Annotated in this window: 14 protein-coding genes and 1 tRNA gene; 9 read left to right on the top strand and 6 right to left on the bottom strand. The window is 57.3% G+C overall.

The window, feature by feature from the left end:
• Nucleotides 1–3: 3 nt before the first annotated feature.
• Nucleotides 4–882 carry a S9 family peptidase gene (locus GNG26_RS15970; RefSeq protein ID WP_156239469.1) on the bottom strand — a complete coding sequence of 293 codons (879 nt, stop codon included), beginning with the start codon at nucleotides 880–882 and terminating at the stop codon, nucleotides 4–6.
• 116 nt (nucleotides 883–998) lie between these two features.
• On the opposite strand from GNG26_RS15970, the gene GNG26_RS15965 reads away from it, so the two are divergent.
• The 8 genes from GNG26_RS15965 to GNG26_RS15930 all read left to right on the top strand — a co-directional run bounded on the left by GNG26_RS15965 (nucleotide 999) and on the right by GNG26_RS15930 (nucleotide 16,383).
• Nucleotides 999–2,660: a Mur ligase gene (locus GNG26_RS15965; protein WP_156239467.1), complete on the top strand. Its 1,662-nt coding sequence runs from the start codon at nucleotides 999–1,001 to the stop codon at nucleotides 2,658–2,660.
• Nucleotides 2,661–2,669: 9 nt separating this feature from the next.
• Complete coding sequence (gene lapG / locus GNG26_RS15960) at nucleotides 2,670–3,362, top strand: cysteine protease LapG (RefSeq protein WP_156239465.1); 693 nt, start codon at nucleotides 2,670–2,672, stop codon at nucleotides 3,360–3,362.
• A gap of 9 nt (nucleotides 3,363–3,371) precedes the next feature.
• Entirely contained in the window at nucleotides 3,372–5,318 is a 1,947-nt protein-coding gene (lapD, locus tag GNG26_RS15955; RefSeq protein ID WP_103824703.1) for a cyclic di-GMP receptor LapD, read from the top strand.
• Nucleotides 5,319–5,386: 68 nt separating this feature from the next.
• Complete coding sequence (locus tag GNG26_RS15950) at nucleotides 5,387–5,686, top strand: tryptophan synthase subunit beta (protein ID WP_370463867.1); 300 nt, start codon at nucleotides 5,387–5,389, stop codon at nucleotides 5,684–5,686.
• Between the two features lie 275 nt (nucleotides 5,687–5,961).
• A complete protein-coding gene (locus GNG26_RS22540; protein WP_197080104.1) occupies nucleotides 5,962–11,226 on the top strand; it encodes a hypothetical protein in 5,265 nt (1,754 codons plus the stop codon).
• 168 nt (nucleotides 11,227–11,394) lie between these two features.
• Nucleotides 11,395–12,744, top strand: coding sequence for a TolC family outer membrane protein (locus tag GNG26_RS15940; protein ID WP_156239461.1), 1,350 nt, complete (start codon nucleotides 11,395–11,397; stop codon nucleotides 12,742–12,744).
• 137 nt (nucleotides 12,745–12,881) lie between these two features.
• Nucleotides 12,882–15,032 (top strand): type I secretion system permease/ATPase, encoded by a 2,151-nt coding sequence (locus GNG26_RS15935; RefSeq protein ID WP_231604343.1) that lies wholly within the window; start codon nucleotides 12,882–12,884, stop codon nucleotides 15,030–15,032.
• On the top strand, nucleotides 15,019–16,383 hold the full coding sequence (locus GNG26_RS15930; RefSeq protein ID WP_156239457.1) for an HlyD family type I secretion periplasmic adaptor subunit: 1,365 nt from the start codon (nucleotides 15,019–15,021) through the stop codon (nucleotides 16,381–16,383). The genes GNG26_RS15935 and GNG26_RS15930 overlap by 14 nt, the downstream gene beginning before the upstream one ends.
• 45 nt (nucleotides 16,384–16,428) lie before the next feature.
• On the opposite strand, the gene GNG26_RS15925 is transcribed toward GNG26_RS15930, so the two are convergent.
• Both GNG26_RS15925 and GNG26_RS15920 read right to left on the bottom strand, forming a co-directional pair.
• Nucleotides 16,429–16,968, bottom strand: a complete 540-nt coding sequence (locus GNG26_RS15925; protein WP_103825186.1) for a DUF2058 domain-containing protein — start codon at nucleotides 16,966–16,968, stop codon at nucleotides 16,429–16,431.
• 89 nt (nucleotides 16,969–17,057) lie between these two features.
• Nucleotides 17,058–17,597, bottom strand: coding sequence for a cysteine hydrolase family protein (locus tag GNG26_RS15920; RefSeq protein ID WP_156239455.1), 540 nt, complete (start codon nucleotides 17,595–17,597; stop codon nucleotides 17,058–17,060).
• A 197-nt stretch (nucleotides 17,598–17,794) separates the two neighbouring features.
• Here GNG26_RS15920 and GNG26_RS15915 point away from each other — a divergent pair, with 197 nt between their 5' ends.
• Nucleotides 17,795–19,711: a flagellin gene (locus GNG26_RS15915; protein WP_156239453.1), complete on the top strand. Its 1,917-nt coding sequence runs from the start codon at nucleotides 17,795–17,797 to the stop codon at nucleotides 19,709–19,711.
• Nucleotides 19,712–19,751: 40 nt separating this feature from the next.
• Here GNG26_RS15915 and GNG26_RS15910 read toward each other — a convergent pair whose 3' ends face one another.
• The 3 genes from GNG26_RS15910 to GNG26_RS15900 all read right to left on the bottom strand — a co-directional run bounded on the left by GNG26_RS15910 (nucleotide 19,752) and on the right by GNG26_RS15900 (nucleotide 21,226).
• Nucleotides 19,752–19,973, bottom strand: coding sequence for a hypothetical protein (locus GNG26_RS15910; protein WP_103180578.1), 222 nt, complete (start codon nucleotides 19,971–19,973; stop codon nucleotides 19,752–19,754).
• A gap of 164 nt (nucleotides 19,974–20,137) precedes the next feature.
• Nucleotides 20,138–20,209 (bottom strand) — tRNA-Arg (locus GNG26_RS15905).
• A gap of 75 nt (nucleotides 20,210–20,284) precedes the next feature.
• Entirely contained in the window at nucleotides 20,285–21,226 is a 942-nt protein-coding gene (locus tag GNG26_RS15900; protein WP_156239452.1) for a formate/nitrite transporter family protein, read from the bottom strand.
• Nucleotides 21,227–21,434: the final 208 nt, after the last annotated feature.

Here is a 21,434-nt window from a genome sequence, read left to right as displayed (position 1 = left end):
GGCTTATCCGCGTAGCGGACAAAGGCGAATGGCGTTGATTGCCGCATTACCCGTCAAATCATGATATTCCGGCGGTCTGGCGGGGCGTTCGAGCAGTTCTACCCGGTGGCCATGTTCCCGCAGCGCATCCGCGAATCGCGCCTGCAGATCGAACGGCGTATTGCGATCCTGCGGGTTGCCGATCACCAGGATCAACCGGAAGGGATCGGCGGCGATCCCGCTGATGTGGTTGAGGGGATCCCACGGGTGCGGCAGTCCGGTGGTATCCAGTGCCGGTGCCAGAGCGTTACCGTTTTGCAGGCGCATGCGCTGCGCCCGCTCCAGCAGCCCCCAGGCACCGGAGCTCAGCACCGCGCAGTCGATGTCCCGGCGGCCGGTAGTCAACAGCGCCGAGGCGGCGGTGGCACCTCCGCTGTGTCCGCTGAGAATAAAGCGCTGAATACCATAGCGGGCCTTGATAGCATTGAGGGCGGCATCGATAGCCTGAAACTCTTCCGCCTGACGACGGTGGTAATGGTTACCGCTGGAACCGTAGGTGCCGGGGCGGGCGAGAATGATGGTCGGCAACCCGGTCTGGCGTAGGATGGCCCGGGCCTGACGGCGTTGGTCGGCGGCGGTATTCCCCGGGATGGTGGCGGGTGGGCGCTTTATCTGCGAGACGCGGTCGCCTTTCAGCATCACCACCGCCAGCGGGGCGGCCTGCAGATTGCCTGCGCTGAAATAGCGCATACAGGCGTTGCCTTCAGGGTAGTGTACCCACACGGCATCGTCGCCGGTCGGGCAGTGCTGTCGGGAGGCCGGCTGGTTCCACAGCAGCGGCGTCTCAGCGTAAGCGAAAACGCTGATTAGCAGCAGGATCCATACCGCGAAACATCGACTCACACCACCGCCCCGGAAGAAACAATAGACATACAGAATACACAACTTGTCATACATAATGGTATTATCTGGTTAGGATTATTCTGACAGGGTTTCCTCAGGCGTTATCAGGAGTAAAAATGCCGCTCAGCCAATTACTGGCGCAAATCCGCCCGGCGATGGAATTGCTGGACGTCGCGCCCAAACCACCGATCTGCCCCACCTGGGCGATCTTTTTTAGTGCTTCCGATGGCCAAAGCCGTGCGCATGTTGTGCAGGGCTGTGGCGACACCTTCGATCACGCCTGGCAGCAGGGTGTACAGGCGCTGCTGCAGTGGCAGCAAAAGAGTGGGACGGAAGTTTGCTGGCTGCGCGTTGACCTTGTGGATCAGGTGCAGGCTCTGCGCTGGGATAACCTGCAAGCCCGCTTAGCCAAAACCAAACGCAACTATTTTCGCTTTGGCATCAGCCTGGATCCGGCGTTTCGCTACGCCATGCTGGAGCAGGAGATCGCGGCCAACGCGCTGCTCTATCACGGCGATCACGGCGTTGCCACGCCCAATGCCACTAATCTGGCCCATTTCTCCCGCCGCCGCTTCGGCGCCGTGCTGAGCTGGCCGGAGCAGCCTGACCAGACGCTCTGGCGCTTCACCACCCGGGCGCTCTTTTGCGACGGCGAGCAGCTGCTGCCCATCGAATCGACCGGACGTAACAGCGGCTACCGCCAGCTACCCGACTGGCAGGCGACAGCGCTTGAGCCGATGATCGCCTCCGCCACCGACTACCTTGCCCGGCAGATTACCCCCACCGGGCGCTATCAGTACGGCTGGTTCCCCTGTTTCGACCGCGCGATTCCCACTTATAACGCCTTGCGCCACGCCAGCTCCACCTATGCACTGCTCGAAGGCTGGGAAGTGACGCAGCAGCCTGAACAGTTCGCGGCAATCGAGCGGGCGCTCAACGACCTCTGCGCCAGCTTTATCCGTACTTACAGGCTGCCGGATGGCAGCGACGCCGATTTCCTGGTCGATACCGGGGATGAGATCAAGCTTGGCGGCAATGCGGTGTGTATTCTGGCGATGGCGAAATACAGCGAGCTGACCGGCGATGAGCGATATCTGGAACCGATGGCGCGGTTGGCGAACGGGATCGGCTTTATGCAGGATCCGCAGACGGGCGGTTTTGTCCATGTGCTGAATGCAGGCGATCTGTCCCTGAAGGCGGCGCACCGCATTATCTATTACGACGGGGAAGCCGCCTTTGCGCTGATGCGTCTCTACGGACTGACGAAGGCGCCGCGCTGGCTGGCAATGGTCGAACGGGCGATGGAGCACTTTATCGACCAGAAGCACTGGCAGGCGCACGATCACTGGCTCAGCTACTGCGTCAACGAGCTGACGATCTATCGGCCGCTGGAGCGCTATTACCAGTTTGGGCTGGATAACGTGCGCGATCATCTCGACTTCGTTCAGAACCGCGTCACCACTTATCCTACGCTGCTTGAGTTAATGATGGCGGCCTCACGGATGATCGCGCGGCTTGAGGCATCGCCCCATAAACATCTGCTGGCGGGCTTCGACATGACGGTGTTCAACCAGGCGCTGGAGAGCCGCGCCCGCTATCTGGCAAACGGCTTTTTCTGGCCGGAACTGGCGATGTTCTTTAAAAACCCGCCAAGCATCGTCGGCAGCTTTTTTATTCGTCACCACAGCTATCGTGTGCGAATCGACGACGTTGAGCACTACCTTTCCGGCTATGTCGCGTACCGTAAGCGCTGGCTGGTCCGGTCAGGCGAGAAGTAAGTTAACGCCATGCGGCTTCCTTCTTCTCTTCTGGCGAGCTGCCGACGCTGGCTGTCGCTCTGGCTGGTGCTCCTGCTGGTTATCTCTCCCGGGCTCGGCGCCGGGTGGGATTTCAGCGCCATCAGCACCCGTACCGAACGGCTCTATGGCCCGGCTACCCCCGCCGCCCGGCAGCGGATTGATGAGTGGGCCGCGTTGCTTAAACAGCCGTCGCAGGGCACGATCCATGACACGTTAAACCGGGTTAACCAGTTTTTTAACGCCCGCATGGCGTTTCGCGATGATATCGTCGTCTGGAAGCAGCAGGATTACTGGGCAACGCCAATTGAGTTTTTACGTCAGGGGGCAGGGGACTGCGAGGACTTTGCGCTGGCGAAATATTTCACCCTGCGCGAAATGGGCGTGCCGGCGAACCAGTTACGTATTACCTATGTTAAAGCACTCGAACTGAATCAGGCGCACATGGTGGTGACATGGTATTCCACCCCCACGGCGATCCCACTGGTTCTGGATAACCTGAAAACCGCCATCTTGCCTGCTACACAGCGTACCGACCTGCTTCCGGTCTACGCGTTTAACGGCGAAGGGCTATGGCTGCCGCAGTCCGGCGGCAACAAACGCGTGGGCGACAGCAAACGGCTCTCCCGCTGGCAGGATCTTCTCACCCGTATGCGTGCAGAAGGATTTGTAATTAATGAATAGGATAGGGCCATGTCTCTTTATAAACAGCTACTGATTGGCATCTGTTTATTTACGCTCGTCATTTTCTGCGGCAACTTTTTCGTTACCCTGGAAAGCTCACGGGAGCAGTACCGCAATCAGCTTAGCGCCCACGCGCAGGACGCGGCGACGGCACTGGGAGTGTCGCTGACCACCCATATCGACGATCCGACCATGACCGAACTGATGGTGAACTCCATCTTCGACAGCGGCTATTTCTATCGCATTCGCGTGATCGATATTAAAACCAATAAACCGATTATCGAGCGCAGCGACGTGCCGCAGAGCACCCGCGTACCGCAGTGGTTTGTGCGGCTGGTGAACCTCAGCCCCGGCGAAGGGGATGCCATTGTGATGCGGGGCTGGACGCAGGTCGCCCGGGTCGAAGTGGTCAGCCATCCGATGTTCGCCCTGGCCCGCCTGTGGAACAGTATCGTGGCCAGCTTTTTGTGGCTGATCGGCTGTAGCCTGCTGTTTGTGCTGGCGGCTACCCTGATGTTGAACCGCATTCTGCGTCCGCTTAACTATATTGCCGGGCAGGCGATGGCCATCTGCCGCCGCGAGTTTCTCAACATACAGGCGCTGCCGAAAACGCCTGAACTGCGCCGGGTGGTGGACGCCACCAACATGATGGTGACGCAGCTCAAGGTGTTATTCAGCGAGCAGGCCCGGCGTACCGAAGCGCTGCGTCAGGAGGCCTATCACGACAGCCTGACCGGTCTGAGCAACCGCCGGGCGTTTGATATGCAGCTCCAGTCACGCCTGAGCGATGAAGAGAACGCCGCTGGCCATATGATGCTGCTGCGGGTGCAAGATCTGATGGGGCTTAACCAGCGTCTGGGTGGGGCGAAATCCGATCAATTGCTGGTGGCCGTGGCGGATATCCTGAGCGGTCTGCAGCGCAACTATTTCCACAACGAGGGTTTTTTAGCCCGCGTACGCGGCGGGGAGTTTGCCATTATCGCCCCGCAGATCCTGGGCCAGGACCTTGATAATCTGCGCAACACCCTCAGCACCCAGCTGAAGGCGCTGTCTGAGATGGGCATGAGCGACGTAACGCCGGTGGCGCATTTTGCCATGGTGCCCTTTAACCCAGGCGATACGCCCCAGGCAGTACTGGCCCAGGCGGACCAGGCGCTGGCGAGAGCCGAAACCGAAATGCGCATCTTTGCAACGCCCGATACCGCATCGGCCACCGAGAGCGAAGACGATCATCACAGCTGGTACACCCGTCTGGACGCGGTGCTGACGAGCGGCGCCTTCGCGCTCTTCTCGCAGCCGGTCTACGCCTGCAACAACGCGCGTGAGGTGCTGCATCATAAGATCCTCGCGCGGATTAAAACCCCGGAGGGCGAGCTGGTGCCTGCGGGGCGCTTTATGCCGTGGATCCACCGGCTCAATCTCAGCCGCCGCATGGACATTGTGATGCTCCAGCAGACCCTAAGTGAGCTGGCAAAATCACCGCGTCCGCTGGCGCTGAGCATCAGCGGGGCCAGCGTCGCGGATGACCAGAGCCTGAATGCTCTGCTGCAGCCGCTGAAAAGCGCGCCGCAGCTGGCAACCTGGCTGACGTTTGAGCTGGATGAGAATGAGCTGCCCGATGTCGAGCGGGTGAATGTTCTGGTCAGCCGCCTGAAGGCGTTGGGGTGTCGTCTGGGGATCCAGCACTTTGGCGGACGCTTCCACCTTATCGGCAATTTGCCGCAATGGGGTCTGGCCTGGATTAAGGTTGATGGCAGTTATATTCGCGATATAGACAGCGAGGACGATAAAAAACTGTTTATTGAGGCTATTTACTGGGCCGCCCGTCAGATAAATCTTCCTTTAATTGCTGAGCGAGTGGAAACGGCAGGTGAACTGGCGATCCTCGAAAAAATGGGGCTGTATGGCGCAATGGGGCGCTATTTTGCTGATGCCAGTACGCTGGGTGGAAATTAACCTCACAGGTTATACAGAGGCTGAATATGTATTACGTAGAACGCGATACGGAAAGACGAATAATTCGGGTGGAATTGACACCTTTTTCCGCAATGACAGAACAGCACGATCTCTGTACGCCCGAGATTAACGAGTGGTTGCGCCAGCGTGAGATCCGCGAAGCCACGCTGTACCAGCTGCGGCAAAGCGACCTTGAGATGGTGCGTGTGCTTGAGGATCTGATCGAGGTTCTGATGAGTAAAGGGGTTATCACCATTACTGACCTGCCGCCTGCCGCACAGGCCAAACTCACCAGCCGTGCGCAGGCGCGTCGCTCGCTGAGTGGTCTGGAAGGGTTAATCGCGGATGAGGACGAGGGGCTTATTTAGCCTCTTTTGCGTACCGGGATTAATCAACAATTAATAGGGGGATATTTCCCTGGCTCCCTATTTTGATAGTACAGATCTTTTTAGTTTCCTGTTTATTCATGGCATCTATTAATATAGCGCCCTGATCCGTATCTGCATCAATAAATCTGGTGCATAAAGGCGTATTGTAGTCATAGTTGCACAGCATATTACTAATACAGATTAAATACTCTTTTAGCATTCTAAGCCTGACAAATGGATGAATTGGGCAAGAAAAAGATTGAGGGAGACAATATATGAGTGGCGTATCCGGGATTGTCAAAGCAGTAATCGGGCAGGTATTTGCCGTCAGCCCTGACGGCAGTAAGCGTTTGCTGACCGAAGGCGACCGCGTTCTCGAAGGAGAACAAGTCCAGACGGGAGCGGCTGGCGCAATTACCTTATCTTTGCCGGATGGCAAACAACTGGATCTGGGGCGTGACAGTCAGTGGGACAGCTCAGGGCACATAGTGGCAGAGGCCACAGCGACCCAGCAGCAGGACGTGGCAGCCATCCAGCAGGCTATTGCCGACGGGCAGGACCCGACGCAAACCCTGGAAGCGACAGCAGCTGGTCCGCAATCCGGTAATTCTGGCGGCGAGCCAGGCGGCAGCGGCGGCGGGTCACATACCCACGTCGTGCTCGATCTTACCGGCGAAATTGTTGATCCCACTGCGGGTTACCCAACGATCGGTCTGGATTTCCCCGATGATGAGCCCCCGGAAGAATTAACGCTGCTCGATATTGATGATTCAGATGCGGATGCGGACGCTGATGCCGACGCGGATGCAGATGCCGACGCCGATTCTGATGCAGATGCAGATGCGGATTCCGATTCTGATGCAGACGCCGATGCGGACTCTGATGCCGATGCTGATGCTGATGCTGATGCTGATGCGGATGCCGACGCTGATGCCGATTCTGATTCCGATTCCGATGCCGATTCTGATGCAGATGCCGATTCTGATGCAGATGCGGATTCCGATTCTGATGCCGATGCCGATGCGGATTCCGACGCGGATGCAGATGCGGATGCGGATTCCGATGCCGATGCAGATTCTGATGCTGATGCAGATGCTGATGCCGATTCTGATTCTGATGCAGATGCGGATTCTGACTCCGACGCGGACGCCGATGCCGATGCCGATGCAGATGCTGATGCTGATGCTGACGCCGATGCTGATGCCGATGCCGACGCGGACGCCGATGCGGATGCGGATGCGGATTCCGACGCAGATGCAGATGCGGATTCTGATGCCGATGCAGATGCGGATTCTGATGCCGATGCAGATGCCGACGCCGATGCGGACTCTGATGCCGATGCAGATGCCGATGCTGACGCTGATGCGGATGCGGATGCGGATGCGGATGCGGATGCGGATTCCGATTCTGATGCCGATGCAGATGCCGATGCCGACGCGGATGCTGATGCGGATGCGGATGCGGATGCGGATGCAGATTCCGATGCTGATGCAGACGCAGACGCCGATGCAGACGCAGACGCCGATGCAGATGCCGATGCAGATGCCGATTCTGATGCAGATGCGGATGCAGACGCCGATGCGGATGCCGATGCCGATGCCGATGCCGATGCCGACGCTGATGCGGATGCGGACGCTGATGCCGATGCAGACGCTGATACCGATGCGGATGCTGATGCCGATGCGGATGCGGATGCTGACTCTGACTCTGACTCTGACTCTGACTCTGACGCAGATGCCGACGCCGATTCTGATGCAGATGCGGATTCCGATTCTGACGCTGATTCGGATGCAGATGCAGATGCAGATGCAGATGCAGATGCCGATGCCGACGCCGACGCTGATGCGGATGCGGATGCAGACGCTGACGCAGATGCGGACGCTGATTCCGATGCGGATGCCGATGCTGATGCAGACGCCGATTCTGATTCCGATGCGGACGCAGATGCAGACGCCGATGCGGATGCCGATGCGGATGCCGATTCTGATGCCGACGCCGATGCTGACGCTGACGCTGATTCGGATGCAGATGCCGATGCCGATGCCGATGCCGATGCGGACGCAGATGCGGATGCGGATGCTGATGCGGATTCCGATGCTGATGCCGACGCCGATGCTGACGCTGATTCGGATTCGGATGCGGATGCGGATGCAGACGCTGATGCCGATTCTGACGCTGACGCAGATGCGGACGCTGATTCTGATTCCGATGCGGATGCCGATGCTGATGCAGACGCCGATTCTGATTCCGATGCGGACGCGGACGCAGATGCAGACGCCGATGCGGATTCCGATGCTGATGCCGATGCCGATGCCGATGCAGATGCAGATGCAGATGCAGATGCAGATGCGGACGCCGACGCCGACACTGATGCCGACGCAGATGCCGATGCGGATTCCGATGCTGATGCTGATGCGGATGCGGATGCGGATTCCGATGCTGATGCTGATGCGGATGCGGATGCGGATGCGGATGCGGATGCGGATGCGGATGCGGATGCGGATGCCGACGCGGATGCGGACGCCGATGCCGATGCAGATGCTGATTCTGATTCTGATGCAGACGCAGACGCAGACGCCGATGCGGATTCTGATGCCGACGCGGACGCCGACGCTGATGCGGATGCCGATTCCGATTCTGATGCGGATGCAGACGCCGATGCGGATTCTGATGCCGATGCCGATGCCGATGCCGATGCGGACGCAGATGCCGACGCCGATTCTGATGCAGATGCAGATGCTGACGCTGATGCGGATGCGGATGCGGATGCCGACGCCGACGCAGATGCGGACTCTGATGCCGACGCGGATGCCGATGCCGATGCCGATGCCGATGCCGATGCCGATGCGGATGCCGATGCGGATTCTGACTCCGATGCGGATGCGGACGCCGATGCGGATGCGGACGCCGATGCCGATGCGGACGCCGATTCCGATGCGGATGCCGATTCCGATGCGGATGCCGATTCCGATGCGGATGCCGATTCTGATTCCGATGCGGACGCGGACGCCGATGCGGATGCAGATGCGGACGCCGACGCCGACGCCGACGCAGATGCGGACTCTGATGCCGACGCGGATGCCGATGCCGATGCCGATGCCGATGCCGATGCGGATGCCGATGCGGATTCTGACTCCGACGCGGACGCGGACGCCGACGCCGATGCTGATGCCGATTCTGATTCTGATGCAGACGCAGACGCAGACGCTGATGCTGATGCGGATGCGGACGCCGATGCCGATGCGGACGCTGATGCCGATGCGGACGCCGACGCTGATGCCGATGCGGACGCCGATGCGGACGCCGACGCCGACGCTGATGCGGATGCGGATGCGGATGCGGATGCGGATGCGGATGCCGACGCTGATGCCGATGCAGATGCAGATGCGGATTCTGACTCCGACGCGGACGCCGATGCCGATGCTGATGCTGATGCGGATGCGGATGCGGATGCGGACGCCGATGCGGATGCCGATGCCGACGCGGATGCAGATGCGGACGCCGACGCCGACGCAGATGCGGACTCTGATGCCGACGCGGATGCCGATTCCGATTCCGATGCGGATTCCGATGCGGACGCGGACGCAGATGCAGACGCAGATGCAGATGCGGACGCCGACGCAGATGCCGATGCCGATGCTGATGCTGATGCTGATGCCGATGCTGATGCGGACGCTGATACCGATGCGGACTCTGATGCCGATGCTGACGCGGATGCGGATGCGGACGCCGATGCCGATGCCGATGCAGATGCTGATGCCGATTCTGATTCTGATGCAGACGCAGACGCAGACGCCGATGCGGATTCCGATGCTGATGCCGATGCCGATGCAGATGCGGACGCCGACGCCGACGCTGATGCGGACGCTGATGCCGATGCGGACGCTGATACCGATGCGGATTCTGATGCGGATTCTGACGCTGATGCCGACGCCGACGCCGACGCCGATGCTGACGCTGATGCGGATGCGGATGCAGATGCAGATGCCGATGCCGATGCCGATGCCGATGCCGATGCCGATGCCGATGCCGATGCCGATGCAGATTCTGACGCTGATGCAGATGCTGATTCCGACGCCGACGTCAAACTAACCGTTACCGTCACTCCAGGCAGTAAGACGACCGAGACGACAGATGACCAGATCATCCACGTTAATGGCGGCAGCGGCGATCCTAACGGTTACGACATCCAGAACGGCGTGATTGTGGCGATCGGCAGCAACGTACATGTCTGGCTGACTCCGGATAGCCCGGACGGCAAGATCCAGGGCGACTTCGTGCCGAAGGCCGACAGCCCGGATCAGATCCACTACTACAACAGTCAGGGTAACGCCAACGCCAATAACGGCGACAAGACCTACACCGATATCTTTGTGGTCGGTGACCATACGGGTGGCTATTACCAGCAGGGTGACTGGCCGCAGGATCGCTATGAATTCCGACCGCTCAACGGCATCACTGGCAACCAGGGCTTACCTCAGAGCAGCGTGGGTAAGGACTATATCTTTGTTCAGGGGAATGAGGCTGACTACACCGTTACCGGTGTCGACCATCCACAGAATGGTAAAAACAACGATATAGATAACCTGCATGTGGTTGATAACGAGACCGGGAAGTCACCGTTCCAGAATGCCAACGGCATCGAAGGCGTTGTTTTTGGTGACGGACCTTCCTCCACGCACGGCGGCAATACCACCGTCAGCTATACGGTGACGCTGAATCTGGATGTCAATCTCGAAAGCTCAGACAGCAGCGATCACCTTAACAGCATCACCCTGAGCGGTATCCCGGAAAACGCGACCTTTACCGGCAACTATGCGAGCGTCAGTTACAACGCCGAAGAGAAGAGCTACACCCTGACCTTTGACAACGACACCTCGCACTTCAACGGCCAGGTGAGTGTTGAGCTGCCGGACGGTCAGAGCGATTTCGGGGAGATCGGGCTGAAAGTGGACTCTACCGCCTTCGATCAACACGAAACCGACTTCACCGTTGACGGGAAAGAGGGCGGAATGTTTGTCAGCGAAAGCCACGGCGGAGAAGAGCACGCCGATGATAACGTTGACGATCACCCTCTGATGGCTGACCACAGCGTTGAGGAGAATCATGTTGAAAGCGACAGTGAAGAGAATCACAAGCAGACGAGCAGCCTGACGGCTGATGAGCATGACGCCGACCACACTCTGGCGAACGGGGATCACGCCGCATCGTTAATCGATGACGACAACCTGATGCTCAATACCAGCAGTGTGGATAACAACGGCACGCCAACGGTCGATAATGCGCAGAGCGAGAACCTCACGCTCCAGAGCACGGATCAGGAGGAGCAGCTGAACTTTAGCGATCTCATTCATGATGAAGAGCATAACGATCTCAGCACGCTGATCCAGGCGGGGCCGCAGAGCGACACGGCGGAGGGCCCGGCGGAGGTCGAGCATGTCCCTGCTGAAGGCGGTGAGATCGCCGGAACGGAGGGGTATGACGCGGGTAACGACACGATGCTCGACAGCCTGATCGCCAAACCGGAAGAGCACGCCTGACTGGCGCCGCGCAGGGCTGGTCTGGCACTGCGCGGCAAACATTATTCAGGACAGACGAGGGATCCCGTCTGTCCGCAAAATCGCAGGGTACATTTTTCCCCTCTCTCTGATGGGGTTTCTCTGGTGAATATTGACCAATAATCAAGGGATATGAAGGAAAAAAATAAGATGAAACAGTATAGTCAGTTCGTTATAGGGGCTACCCTGGCGCTGAGCGCCACATATAGCCAGGCCACGACCCTGGAACAGGCCGTGAAAGAGAGCCTGTTATGGCATCCGGAAGTTAACGCCTCGGTAAACAGCCGCTATTCCGCCGATCAGGATCTCCGCGCCGCCAAGGGTGGCTATCTCCCGACCCTGGATCTCACCGCCGGTACCGGCTGGGAGCAAACCGATAACGCCAGCACGCGCGGGGCAGGCGATCATCTGCGTGATTTGCACCGCAGCGAGTCCGCCATCAATCTGCGCCAGAACGTCTTCAACGGTTTTGCCACCACCAGCGAAGTGGGCCGCCAGAAAGCGACGGTCAACTCCCGCGCCTGGACGGTAATGAATACCAGCGAATCCACCGCCCTGCAGGCGATCCAGAGCTATCTCGATGTACTGATGCGCCAGAAGATGGTGGCGCTGGCAGAAGATAACCTGAAGAATCACGAGCGCGTATTCGATCAGATCCGCTTGCGTACCGAGCAGGGGGTGGGGCGTCAGGCAGACTTTGAGCAGGCTCAGGCTCGTCTGGCCCAGGCGCGCAACAACCTGCTGACCGAGCAAACTAACCTCGAAGACGCTCGCGCCAACTACCAGAGTATCACCGGCAAAGAGCCTGACACTCTCGTCATGCCCGCCAAAATCGCGGTACCCGCCTCGCTGGAGGCCGCGCGGACCGTCATGCTGGCAAACAATCCGCTGCTGAAACAGGCCGATGCCGATGTGGAAGCGACCCGCCAGCAGTACGAGGCGGCAAAATCGCGCTTTTATCCGGATGTGAATGTCGAAGTCGGGCGCACCATGGATAACAACATCGATGGGACCCGCGGCCACAGCCAGGAGTGGCAGGCGATGCTGCGCATGCGTTACAACCTCTATAACGGCGGCAGCGACCAGGCGACGCTCACCTCTTACGCCTACAAAATGAAAGAGGCGCAGGATGTGAAAAATAACGCCCAGCGTCAGCTGAACGAAGAGCTGCGTCTGGCCTGGAACGCCCTGAAAAACGCCGGGCAGCAGGTGCCGATCGCCAAAGAGTATGCCGATCGCAGCGTGCAGGTGCGTAGCGCCTACCAGGAGCAGTTCAGCCTTGGCGACCGGACCTTGCTCGATATGCTGGACAGTGAAAACGAGGTGTTCAGCGCCCAGCGCCGCTACGTCGAGCTGCAGTTTGTCGACATGTTTACCACCTACCGCATCAGCGCCCGTACCGGCGAACTGCTTAAGAGCCTGAATATTCAGCCGCCGACGGCAGCGGAGCCGCTCGCGCAAGCGAAATCTTCCCAGGCAGAACTGCCTGAATTAAAGTAAGACGCCCTGAGAGGCTGACGGGGTTGTTGCTGGCAGAGATAACGGCAACAACCCTCTCTTTTTTATCTGCGGTTCCCGTCCGCAGAACACTGAGGCAGAGAATGACGCCTGATATTGACTCCTCTGATCGCATCAAGATGGCCCCGCAGGCGCAGGGCAGGCAAGATCCGCGGCAAAGCCATGACGATCCCCTGCTGGATGCGCTGATGATCGTCTGTAAATTGCATAACATTGTCACCAGCCGCAACGTCCTGACCGCGGGGTTGCCGCTGGCAGCCCACGCCCTGACGACAGAGACCTTTCCCCGCGCCGCCGGACGGGCCGGGCTCAAGGCGCGAGTCGTTCAGCGTGGGCTTGAAAACATCACCGCGCTCTCTCTGCCTGCCATTCTCCTGCTGAAGAACAATCAGGCCGCGGTGCTGATTGGCTGGGATGCGCAGCAGCGCGCCCGGCTGCTGCCCAGCGAAACGGAGGGCGGTGAGATCACCGTGTCGCCAGAGACGCTGGCGGAGAATTACAGCGGCCGGGTGATTTTTATCTCTCCGGAGCATGAGTTTGATGCCCAGCCGACGGCCACTCTGCCGCGTACCAAAGCCTGGTTCCAGGATACGCTCAAACTGTCGAAATCCCTTTACCTGGATGCGGTGGTCGCCAGTTTCCTCGTCAACCTGGTGGCCCTCAGCGCCCCGCTGTTTGTGATGAACGTCTATGACCGGGTGGTGCCTAATCAGGCCACCGCCACGCTGTGGGTGCTGGCGATTGGCATCAGCATTGCCTTTGTGTTCGACTTTGTGCTGAAGATCCTGCGGGGAATTTGCCTCGATCTGGCGGGCAAAAAAACCGACCTGGTGGTCTCCTCGGCGCTGTTCGAGCGGCTGCTGGGGATGAAGATGAAGCTCCGCCCGCAGCGGGTGGGCAGCTTTGCGCAGAATTTCCAGGAGTTCCAGTCGATTCGTGATTTTCTGTCGTCGTTGACCCTGACCGCCTTTATCGATCTGCCCTTTACCCTGCTGATCCTGCTGGTCATTGGCATCATCGGCGGCCCGCTGGTCTTTATCCCGCTGCTCGCTTATCCGCTGGCGCTGCTGGTGAACTGGTTGATCCAGCGCCCGCTGATGTCGCGGGTCAGGAAAACCTATCAGCTCTCTAACGAACGCCAGGCGATGCTGGTCGAGACACTCACCGGTCTCGATGCCATCAAAATCAACAACGCCCAGAGCGAGCGTCAGTATCAGTGGGAGCACCTCACCGGTCAGCTGAGCAAGCTGGAACTGCGGGTGAAGTCGCTCTCCTATGTGGCGGTGAACTTTACTGCCTGGCTGCAGCAGTTCAGCGGCGTGGCCCTGATCGTGGCCGGGGTCTACATCATTATCAGCGGCAACCTGAGCATGGGCGGGCTGATTGCCTGCTATCTATTGCACCGTCGCGCCATGATGCCCATCGGCCAGCTGTGCAGCTTGATTACCCGCTACCAGCGCGCGCGCATGACCAAGGCCACCATCGACCGGATGATGGATCTTGAGCAGGAGGTGCAGGACGACGAAGTGCCGTTGAAGCGGGAAACCCTCTCCGGCGCCATTGAGCTGCGCGATGTGACCTTTATCTATCCTGGCAATCAGTATGCCTCGCTCAGCAACGTCTCGCTGACGATCCAGCCCGGGGAAAAAGTGGGGATTATCGGCCGCAGTGGGTCCGGGAAAAGCTCGCTGGCGAAACTGCTGGTCGGCTTTTACCAGCCGGACAGTGGGAATGTCCTGATCGACGGCATCGATGCCCGTCAGATCGATGTTCACGACTTGCGGCACAATATCGGCTACGCGCCACAGGATATTCATCTGTTCAGCGGCACCCTGCGGGAGAACCTGGTTTACGGCGCCAGCTACGTTGATGACGAAACCATGCTGCGGGTGGCCACCCTGACCGGGGTGCACGAGTTTGCCCGTCGTCACCCCTCCGGTTACAACATGCAGGTGGGTGAGCGGGGAATGAGTCTTTCCGGCGGCCAGCGACAGGCTGTCGCCCTGGCGCGGGCGCTACTGCTCGACCCGCCGGTGCTGTTAATGGACGAACCCACCAGTTCGATGGATAACACCAGCGAAGATCTGATCAAAAAGGCGCTTGCGCCAGTGATTGCCAACAAAACGCTGCTGATGGTTACCCACCGTGCCTCGCTGCTGACGCTGGTGGATCGTCTGATTATTGTCGACAACGGCAAAATCATTGCCGATGGCCCGAAAGAGAGCGTCATGAGTGCGCTGAAGAAGGGACAAATTCATGCGAATCGTTGAGATGCTTAGCCGCCTGATGAGCTGGCTGTCAGGAGATAAACAGCCCGCGCCGTTTACCACCAACGAGGTCAACAAAGCGTTGCTGGATGATGCCCCCCGGGTGGTACGCGTCACGCTGTGGGCTATCTTCGCCTTTTTTATCGCCATGATCCTCTGGGCATCGCTGGCCAGTATTGACGAAGTGACGCGCGGGGAAGGGCGGGCGATCCCCTCGTCCCGTCTGCAGAAAGTGCAGAACCTCGAAGGGGGGATCGTCGCCGAGGTCTTTGTGCATGAAGGCGAGGTGGTGAAAGCCGGCGCGCCGCTGCTGCGTCTGGATGATACCCAGTTTCGTTCCAACGCCGGGGAGAGCGAGGCCGACAGGCTGGCGCTGCAGGCGCGTATCCAGCGTCTGACCGCGCAGCTGAACGATGCCACAACCCTGACCCTGGCGCCGGAAATTGTGAAGCAGGCGCCGGAGATCGCCAGCGGTGAGATGGAGCTTTTCGCCAGCGTGAACAAACGCATTCAGAGCGAACTGGCGGGGCTCAACGAACAGCTTATCCAGAAGAAGCAGGAGCTGCTCGACTTCCAGGGCAAGGCCAGCCAGTACCGTCGTAGCCTGGGGCTGCAACAGCAGGAGGTCGCCATGTCTGAACCGCTGGTGGCGAAAGGGGCGATCTCCAAAGTCGAAGTGCTCCGCCTGCGTCGTGGCGTGGTAGAAACCCAGGGACAGCTCGACTCCGTGACACTCGCCATCCCGCGGGCGGAAGCGGCCATCAAGGAGATTGAGAGCAAAGTCAGCGAAACGCGGGGGCGTTATCGCAGCGAGGCGCTGGGGCAGCTCAACGAGGCGCGAACCGATCTCAGCAAGATAGAGGCCTCGGGCAAGGCGATTTCTGACCGGGTGAACCGTACCCTGGTCACCTCCCCGGTGCGCGGCGTGGTGCAGCAGCTGATGGTCAACACCATCGGCGGGGTGATCCAGCCGGGCAAAGACCTGGTGGAGATTGTGCCGCTGGACGACAAGCTGCTGGTGGAGGCCAAAATCCGTCCGCAGGACATTGCGTTTTTACGTCCGGGCCAGGAAGCAACGGTGAAGTTCACTGCCTACGACTACACCATCTATGGCGGTCTGAAAGGGACGCTGGAGCAGATCAGCCCCGACACGGTAACCGACAAAGATGGGAAGAGTTTTTACGTGATTCGCCTGCGCACCGATAAAAACCATCTCGGCACGGATGAAAAGCCGCTGTTAATTATTCCGGGGATGGTGGCGTCGGTGGATATTATTACCGGTAAGAAAACGGTGATGGCCTATCTGCTGAAACCGATTCTGCGCGCCAGAGCGGAGGCGTTCCATGAACGCTAATAAGTATGGAGAAAGGCCACCTCGCCGGGAGGTGGCCTTTAAGTGTTACCACATCAAATCGTCAGGCACGACAAAATCAGCGTACGGATCGTCCTCATCCTTCGCTTCTTGCGTCAGTTCACCGCTGAAGACGATATAGCTCGCATCACGCTGGATAATTTTATTCGCTACAACGGCAGGGATGATGGCGTATTCGCTCTCGCGACCCGCTTCAGCAACCAGACGCGCAATCGCCAGACGGCCATTGATCAGCTGTTTTTGCGTGGTCTTATCCACAGTGATTTTTTTAATCAGATTGCCGTCGGTGAAGTTAAAGCCGATATCGCCTTTGGCAATGACGATGCGGTTCATCTCAATCAACTGCTTGATCTGCGCCTTATACTCTTTTGCCAGCGTCGCCTGCTTTTGCTGTTCGCTAAGCTCTTTGTCGCGCTCAATTTGCGCCTGCTTATTCACTTCTACCGCTTCCCGGGCCTCACGCGCCTGGACGCGGGACTTTTTGGCGGTGCGCTGCACTTTTTCCAGCTTTTTACTGCTGACTAAGCCAGCTTTCAGCATCTGCTCTTGTAGTGTGAGTTTGGTCATCGTCGTTTCTGAAATCTGTCAAATGATTGGCAGATTATACCCTGGAGCGTGAGGGGCGTGCCAGGCGATGGTCGCCCACGGCACACTATTCAGGACAGCTGTAGTGCCGTGGCGTCTGCCACCTGGGCAAAATCGGCCTCAAGTAGCGCAAGGGTGACATCATGAATGCCTTTTGCGCTGAGCTGAGATTGTCTCAGTTCAAAACTGATCACCGCATCTTTTACTACTGTCATTTTTAACCCAAGGTCGGCACCCATTCTGACGGTGGAGTTAACGCAAAATCCTGCCACCGCGCCAATAACAACAACCTCTGAAATCTGCACGTCCTGAAGATAAGGCATTAATTCCGTTGAGCTGAACGCGGAGGAGGTGTGTTTGATAAAGACCGGTTCGTTCGCTAATTCTTTGAAGGCGTCCAGGGGTAAGCTGGATGGCGAGCGGGGATGGAAAAGTGAGCCCTGTTCAGGCGTCTGATGGCGAACATGGATGACGGGATGGCCTGATTTTCTGAATTTTTCAATTACAGAGGTCATGTTTTCAATGCTGTTATGTGGGAAGTAATCTACGCCCTGCTGAATTCTTTCCATGACAAAATTCTGCATATCGATGATGAGTAGTGCTTTTGGCATGTAATCCTCCTTAAACCGTGCCGATGACAGGGTTATTATCGGCTTTTGGGCGTCTTCGTAACGCTGGAGCGCATTAACATATTCGCAATTATGCGCCACGCCTCCCTACCAAATTTGGTTAAGGCTCAAATAAATCATCAACTAATCCACTGTATGACCGATAACAGCTTCAGAGAAACCTGTATCGGTATATCGAAATGCTGAGCCTAAAAACTAACCTGATGGCGTTAACGCTGCGGGGTCAATCTGCAAAAAACACCTCTGCCCTGGAGCAGTCTATCCGCAATTTGTCTTCCGGCATGCGTATCAATAGCGCGAAGGACAATGCGGCCAACCAGGCGATTGCTAACCGCATGACCAGCCAGCAAAATGGGCTGCAGCAGGCGCAACGTAATGCTGGTGATGGTTTGTCGATGATTCAGACGGCCGAAGGCGCAATGGATGAAATTAACAATCGTTTGCAGCGTATTCGCGAGCTTACAGTCAAAGGGCTCAGTGAATCCAATACCCTGGTGGATGCTGATACCATTCAGGCCGAAATCAACTTAAACCTTAAAGAGATCGACCGCCTGAACGGCGCTGTCGACTTTAACGGCATCAATCTGTTGAATGGCAGTGCGGGTACCGTCGGTTTTCAGGTCGGCACCCGGGATAATGAAAAAATCTCCCTCGATTTATCGAAAAATTTCAGCGTAGAGAGTATCGGCCTGAAGGATTTCGTTATTCGTGGCATCAGCGGTAAAGTTTCAGATATCAATCAGGTTTCTGGAAATGCCAGTAATATCGACCTGAACAGCGGCAATGTCAGCGTAACCTGGTATCCGACGGGCTCATACAACTCGCCGCAACTGGTGCGAAACGCCACTGATGGCCGGTATTACATTCAGGACACGGGAGCCGACGGCAAGCCAGCTTATTATCAGGCCACCACGGCGGCAAGCTGGGATACCGCCAGCGGAACCGGAACTGTAAATATCAGTGCCACCAATGGAACGCCTCTCTACAGCAGCGTCACCCAGCTAAATAGCCGGACCATTACTTCGGTGAGCTATATCGATACCAACGGGGGAATGTTAAGCAATAGTCCCCCGCCGTCATTAAGAGAATCAAACGGTCAGTATTATATTGAGCAGGATGATTTCTATTATCCTGCAACCCTGAGCTACGGTTCATCGGGTGCCGTCACCGCACAAATGACCAGCACCACGGCAAAACTGGATACGGATTTCGCTACACTTCCGGCTGTCGTGACGACTACGCCCAATATTGATGCTACGACCGCAGCATTGAGCTTCAGGGATGCGAGTAATAATCCGCTTCCCGGCTCCAGTTCCCGACTCCTGAAGTCAGGCAGCCAGTACATTATGGAAGTGGACGATGGCAATGGAAATTTTAACTATTACACTGCCTCAGTAACGACCACGACTGACGGTACGAACAGTTCGCTTGTGGTGACGGCGAATAACGCCACCAGCCTGAATAATTTCTCTGATGTGAATCAGGTCAGCGGGTCGTCACGGGTCACGATGGATCCTGCGAAGGTCAACGTACGTTATACCGATGCCAAAGGTAATATCTCCAACGATGTGCTGCGCCTGGACGCGGACGGTAATTACTACATGGAAGTGGTGAACGGCACTGAGACAAAAAAAGCCACTCTGGTTTTGACTGATGAGAATCCTGCCCGCTTCCTGCTAAAAACGCTGAATGGTCTGGGGGATCTCCAGATCTACTACCAGGCGTCTTTTAGTGCCTCTACGGATGCGGCGACCAACTATACGACCCTGAATATCGCTGAAGTCGGCGATGAGATCCGCCTGAAAAATCCTGAGAATCCTCTGGCCGCGCTCGATAATGCCATTAAACAGGTTGATGAAAGACGCAGCACGCTGGGCGCTGTGGCGAACCGGTTAGAGTCCACGCAAAATCTCCAGGCGACAATGTCTGTTGCGGTCAATGCGTCCCGCTCGCGGATTGAAGATGCAGACTATGCCGCGGAAGTGTCCAGTATGGCCCGGGCGCAAATGCTCCAGGAAACGTTCGCCTCGTTAATGACCAAAGCCAACCAGACGTCACAGGTAGTGTTGTCACTGCTGAATGATTCGATGAAATAACATCCGGTGAGAGCCCCGAGCTTTCGGGGCTCCGTAACGCTTAGCGAATGACGTTACCGCGCTGTACGCAATGCCCATCGTTGCAGTTAACAGCATCTACCCTGGCGGCACGGTGATTTCTTGCCTGCGCGGTAACCGTTGCAGCCGCTACCGGGTGGGCGGAATTTGCGACCACGGCTGCGCGTTCTACAGGGTGAAACACAACCCCAGCAAAGGCTGAGCATGGGGCGATTAAAGCCAGCGCGATCAGGATCTTTTTCATCAACTTTCTCCGTTCAATTTTGTATTACCTGGTAAGCCAGGGATACGTTCTGATGGCGGGAGAGTACATTACAGCAACCCGTTAAGTTGTGTTTATGGGTGCTATTGAACAGAAAGTAACTTACGACGTTGCGGGAAAAAATGGTAAATCTGACGGCAGGAAAGTGTCCCCTGCAGGAATCGAACCTGCAACTAGCCCTTAGGAGGGGCTCGTTATATCCATTTAACTAAGGGGACAAAGCGGCACGAGTATAACGTCATTTATACAATGCGTTAAGCGCGTGACCGCCTGACTGCTTAAAGTGTCGCCACTCACACCGCTTTTTTGCGTTCTTCCTCTTTTTCCTGCTGGGCTTGCTCTTTCGCTTTTAGTTCAGCTTTACGCTTATTCGACATATCGTTGCGGATTTGCGCATGGCTGAGCAGGGCAAAAATAAAGGTACCGCCGCAGATGTTACCGGCAAGGGTAGGGAGCGCGAAGGGCCAGAAAAACTCGGTCCAGTGAATGGTGCCGTTAAACACCAGGTACAGGATTTCCACTGTCCCCACCACGATGTGGGTGGTATCGGCCAGGGCGATAAGCCAGGTCATCAGGATAATGACCACGATTTTCGCTGAACCGGCCGCCGGGAACATCCAGACCATGGTGGCGACAATCCAGCCGGAGATGATCGCGTTGGCGAACATCTCTGCCGGGCTGTTTTCCATCACCCCCATCCCGATTTTCACAAAGGCGTCGCGGGTGGGCTCATCAAATATCGGCATAAACTCGAACGCCCAGGCGGCGACACCGGTGCCGATAATATTGCCGAGCAGTACCACGCTCCACAGGCGCATCAGCAGGCCGAAATTACCCCAGGTTGGGCTTTGCATCACCGGCAGTACGGCGGTGACGGTATTCTCGGTGAAGAGCTGCTGGCGCGCCATAATCACGATAATAAAGCCAAAGGTGTATCCGAGGTTTTCGATGATTATGCCGCCGGGCACCCCTTCAAGCTCGACATGAAAAATCCCTTTCGCCAGCAGGGAGGCGCCCATCGATAATCCGGCGGCAATGGCCGACCAGAACAGCGCCATGGCGTCGCGCTCCAGCTCCTTTTCACCATCCTGGCGAATATGTTCGTGGATTGCCATTGCACGTGAGGGCAGGCGATCCTCGTCAACCTCAATCTTCTTTCCCCGGCGATTCTCCTCGCTTTCAACTTCCAGCTCTTCGGTATGGCTATCAATTTTTTCTTCTTTTAGCTCGTCCATCGCAATGCTCCATAGGTTGCAGATACCTTTAAGCGTAGCGCTTTTTCTCCCGCCGCCCGTGGGGAAGCTCTTAAATTCCTGTAATGGCAATAAAGGCGATACATCGCCGGCAAAGGCCGTATAAAATTGCCAGCCAAACGAAAACCTAAAGCCAGGCTATTCTGAGATCATACCAGAGAGTGTTTATTGCCCCGATTTGTGGTCGTAG

Origin of the sequence: Leclercia sp. J807 (genome assembly GCF_009734465.1) — a bacterium.
GTDB lineage: Bacteria > Pseudomonadota > Gammaproteobacteria > Enterobacterales > Enterobacteriaceae > Enterobacter.
This window is presented reverse-complemented; position numbering and strand designations above follow the sequence as displayed.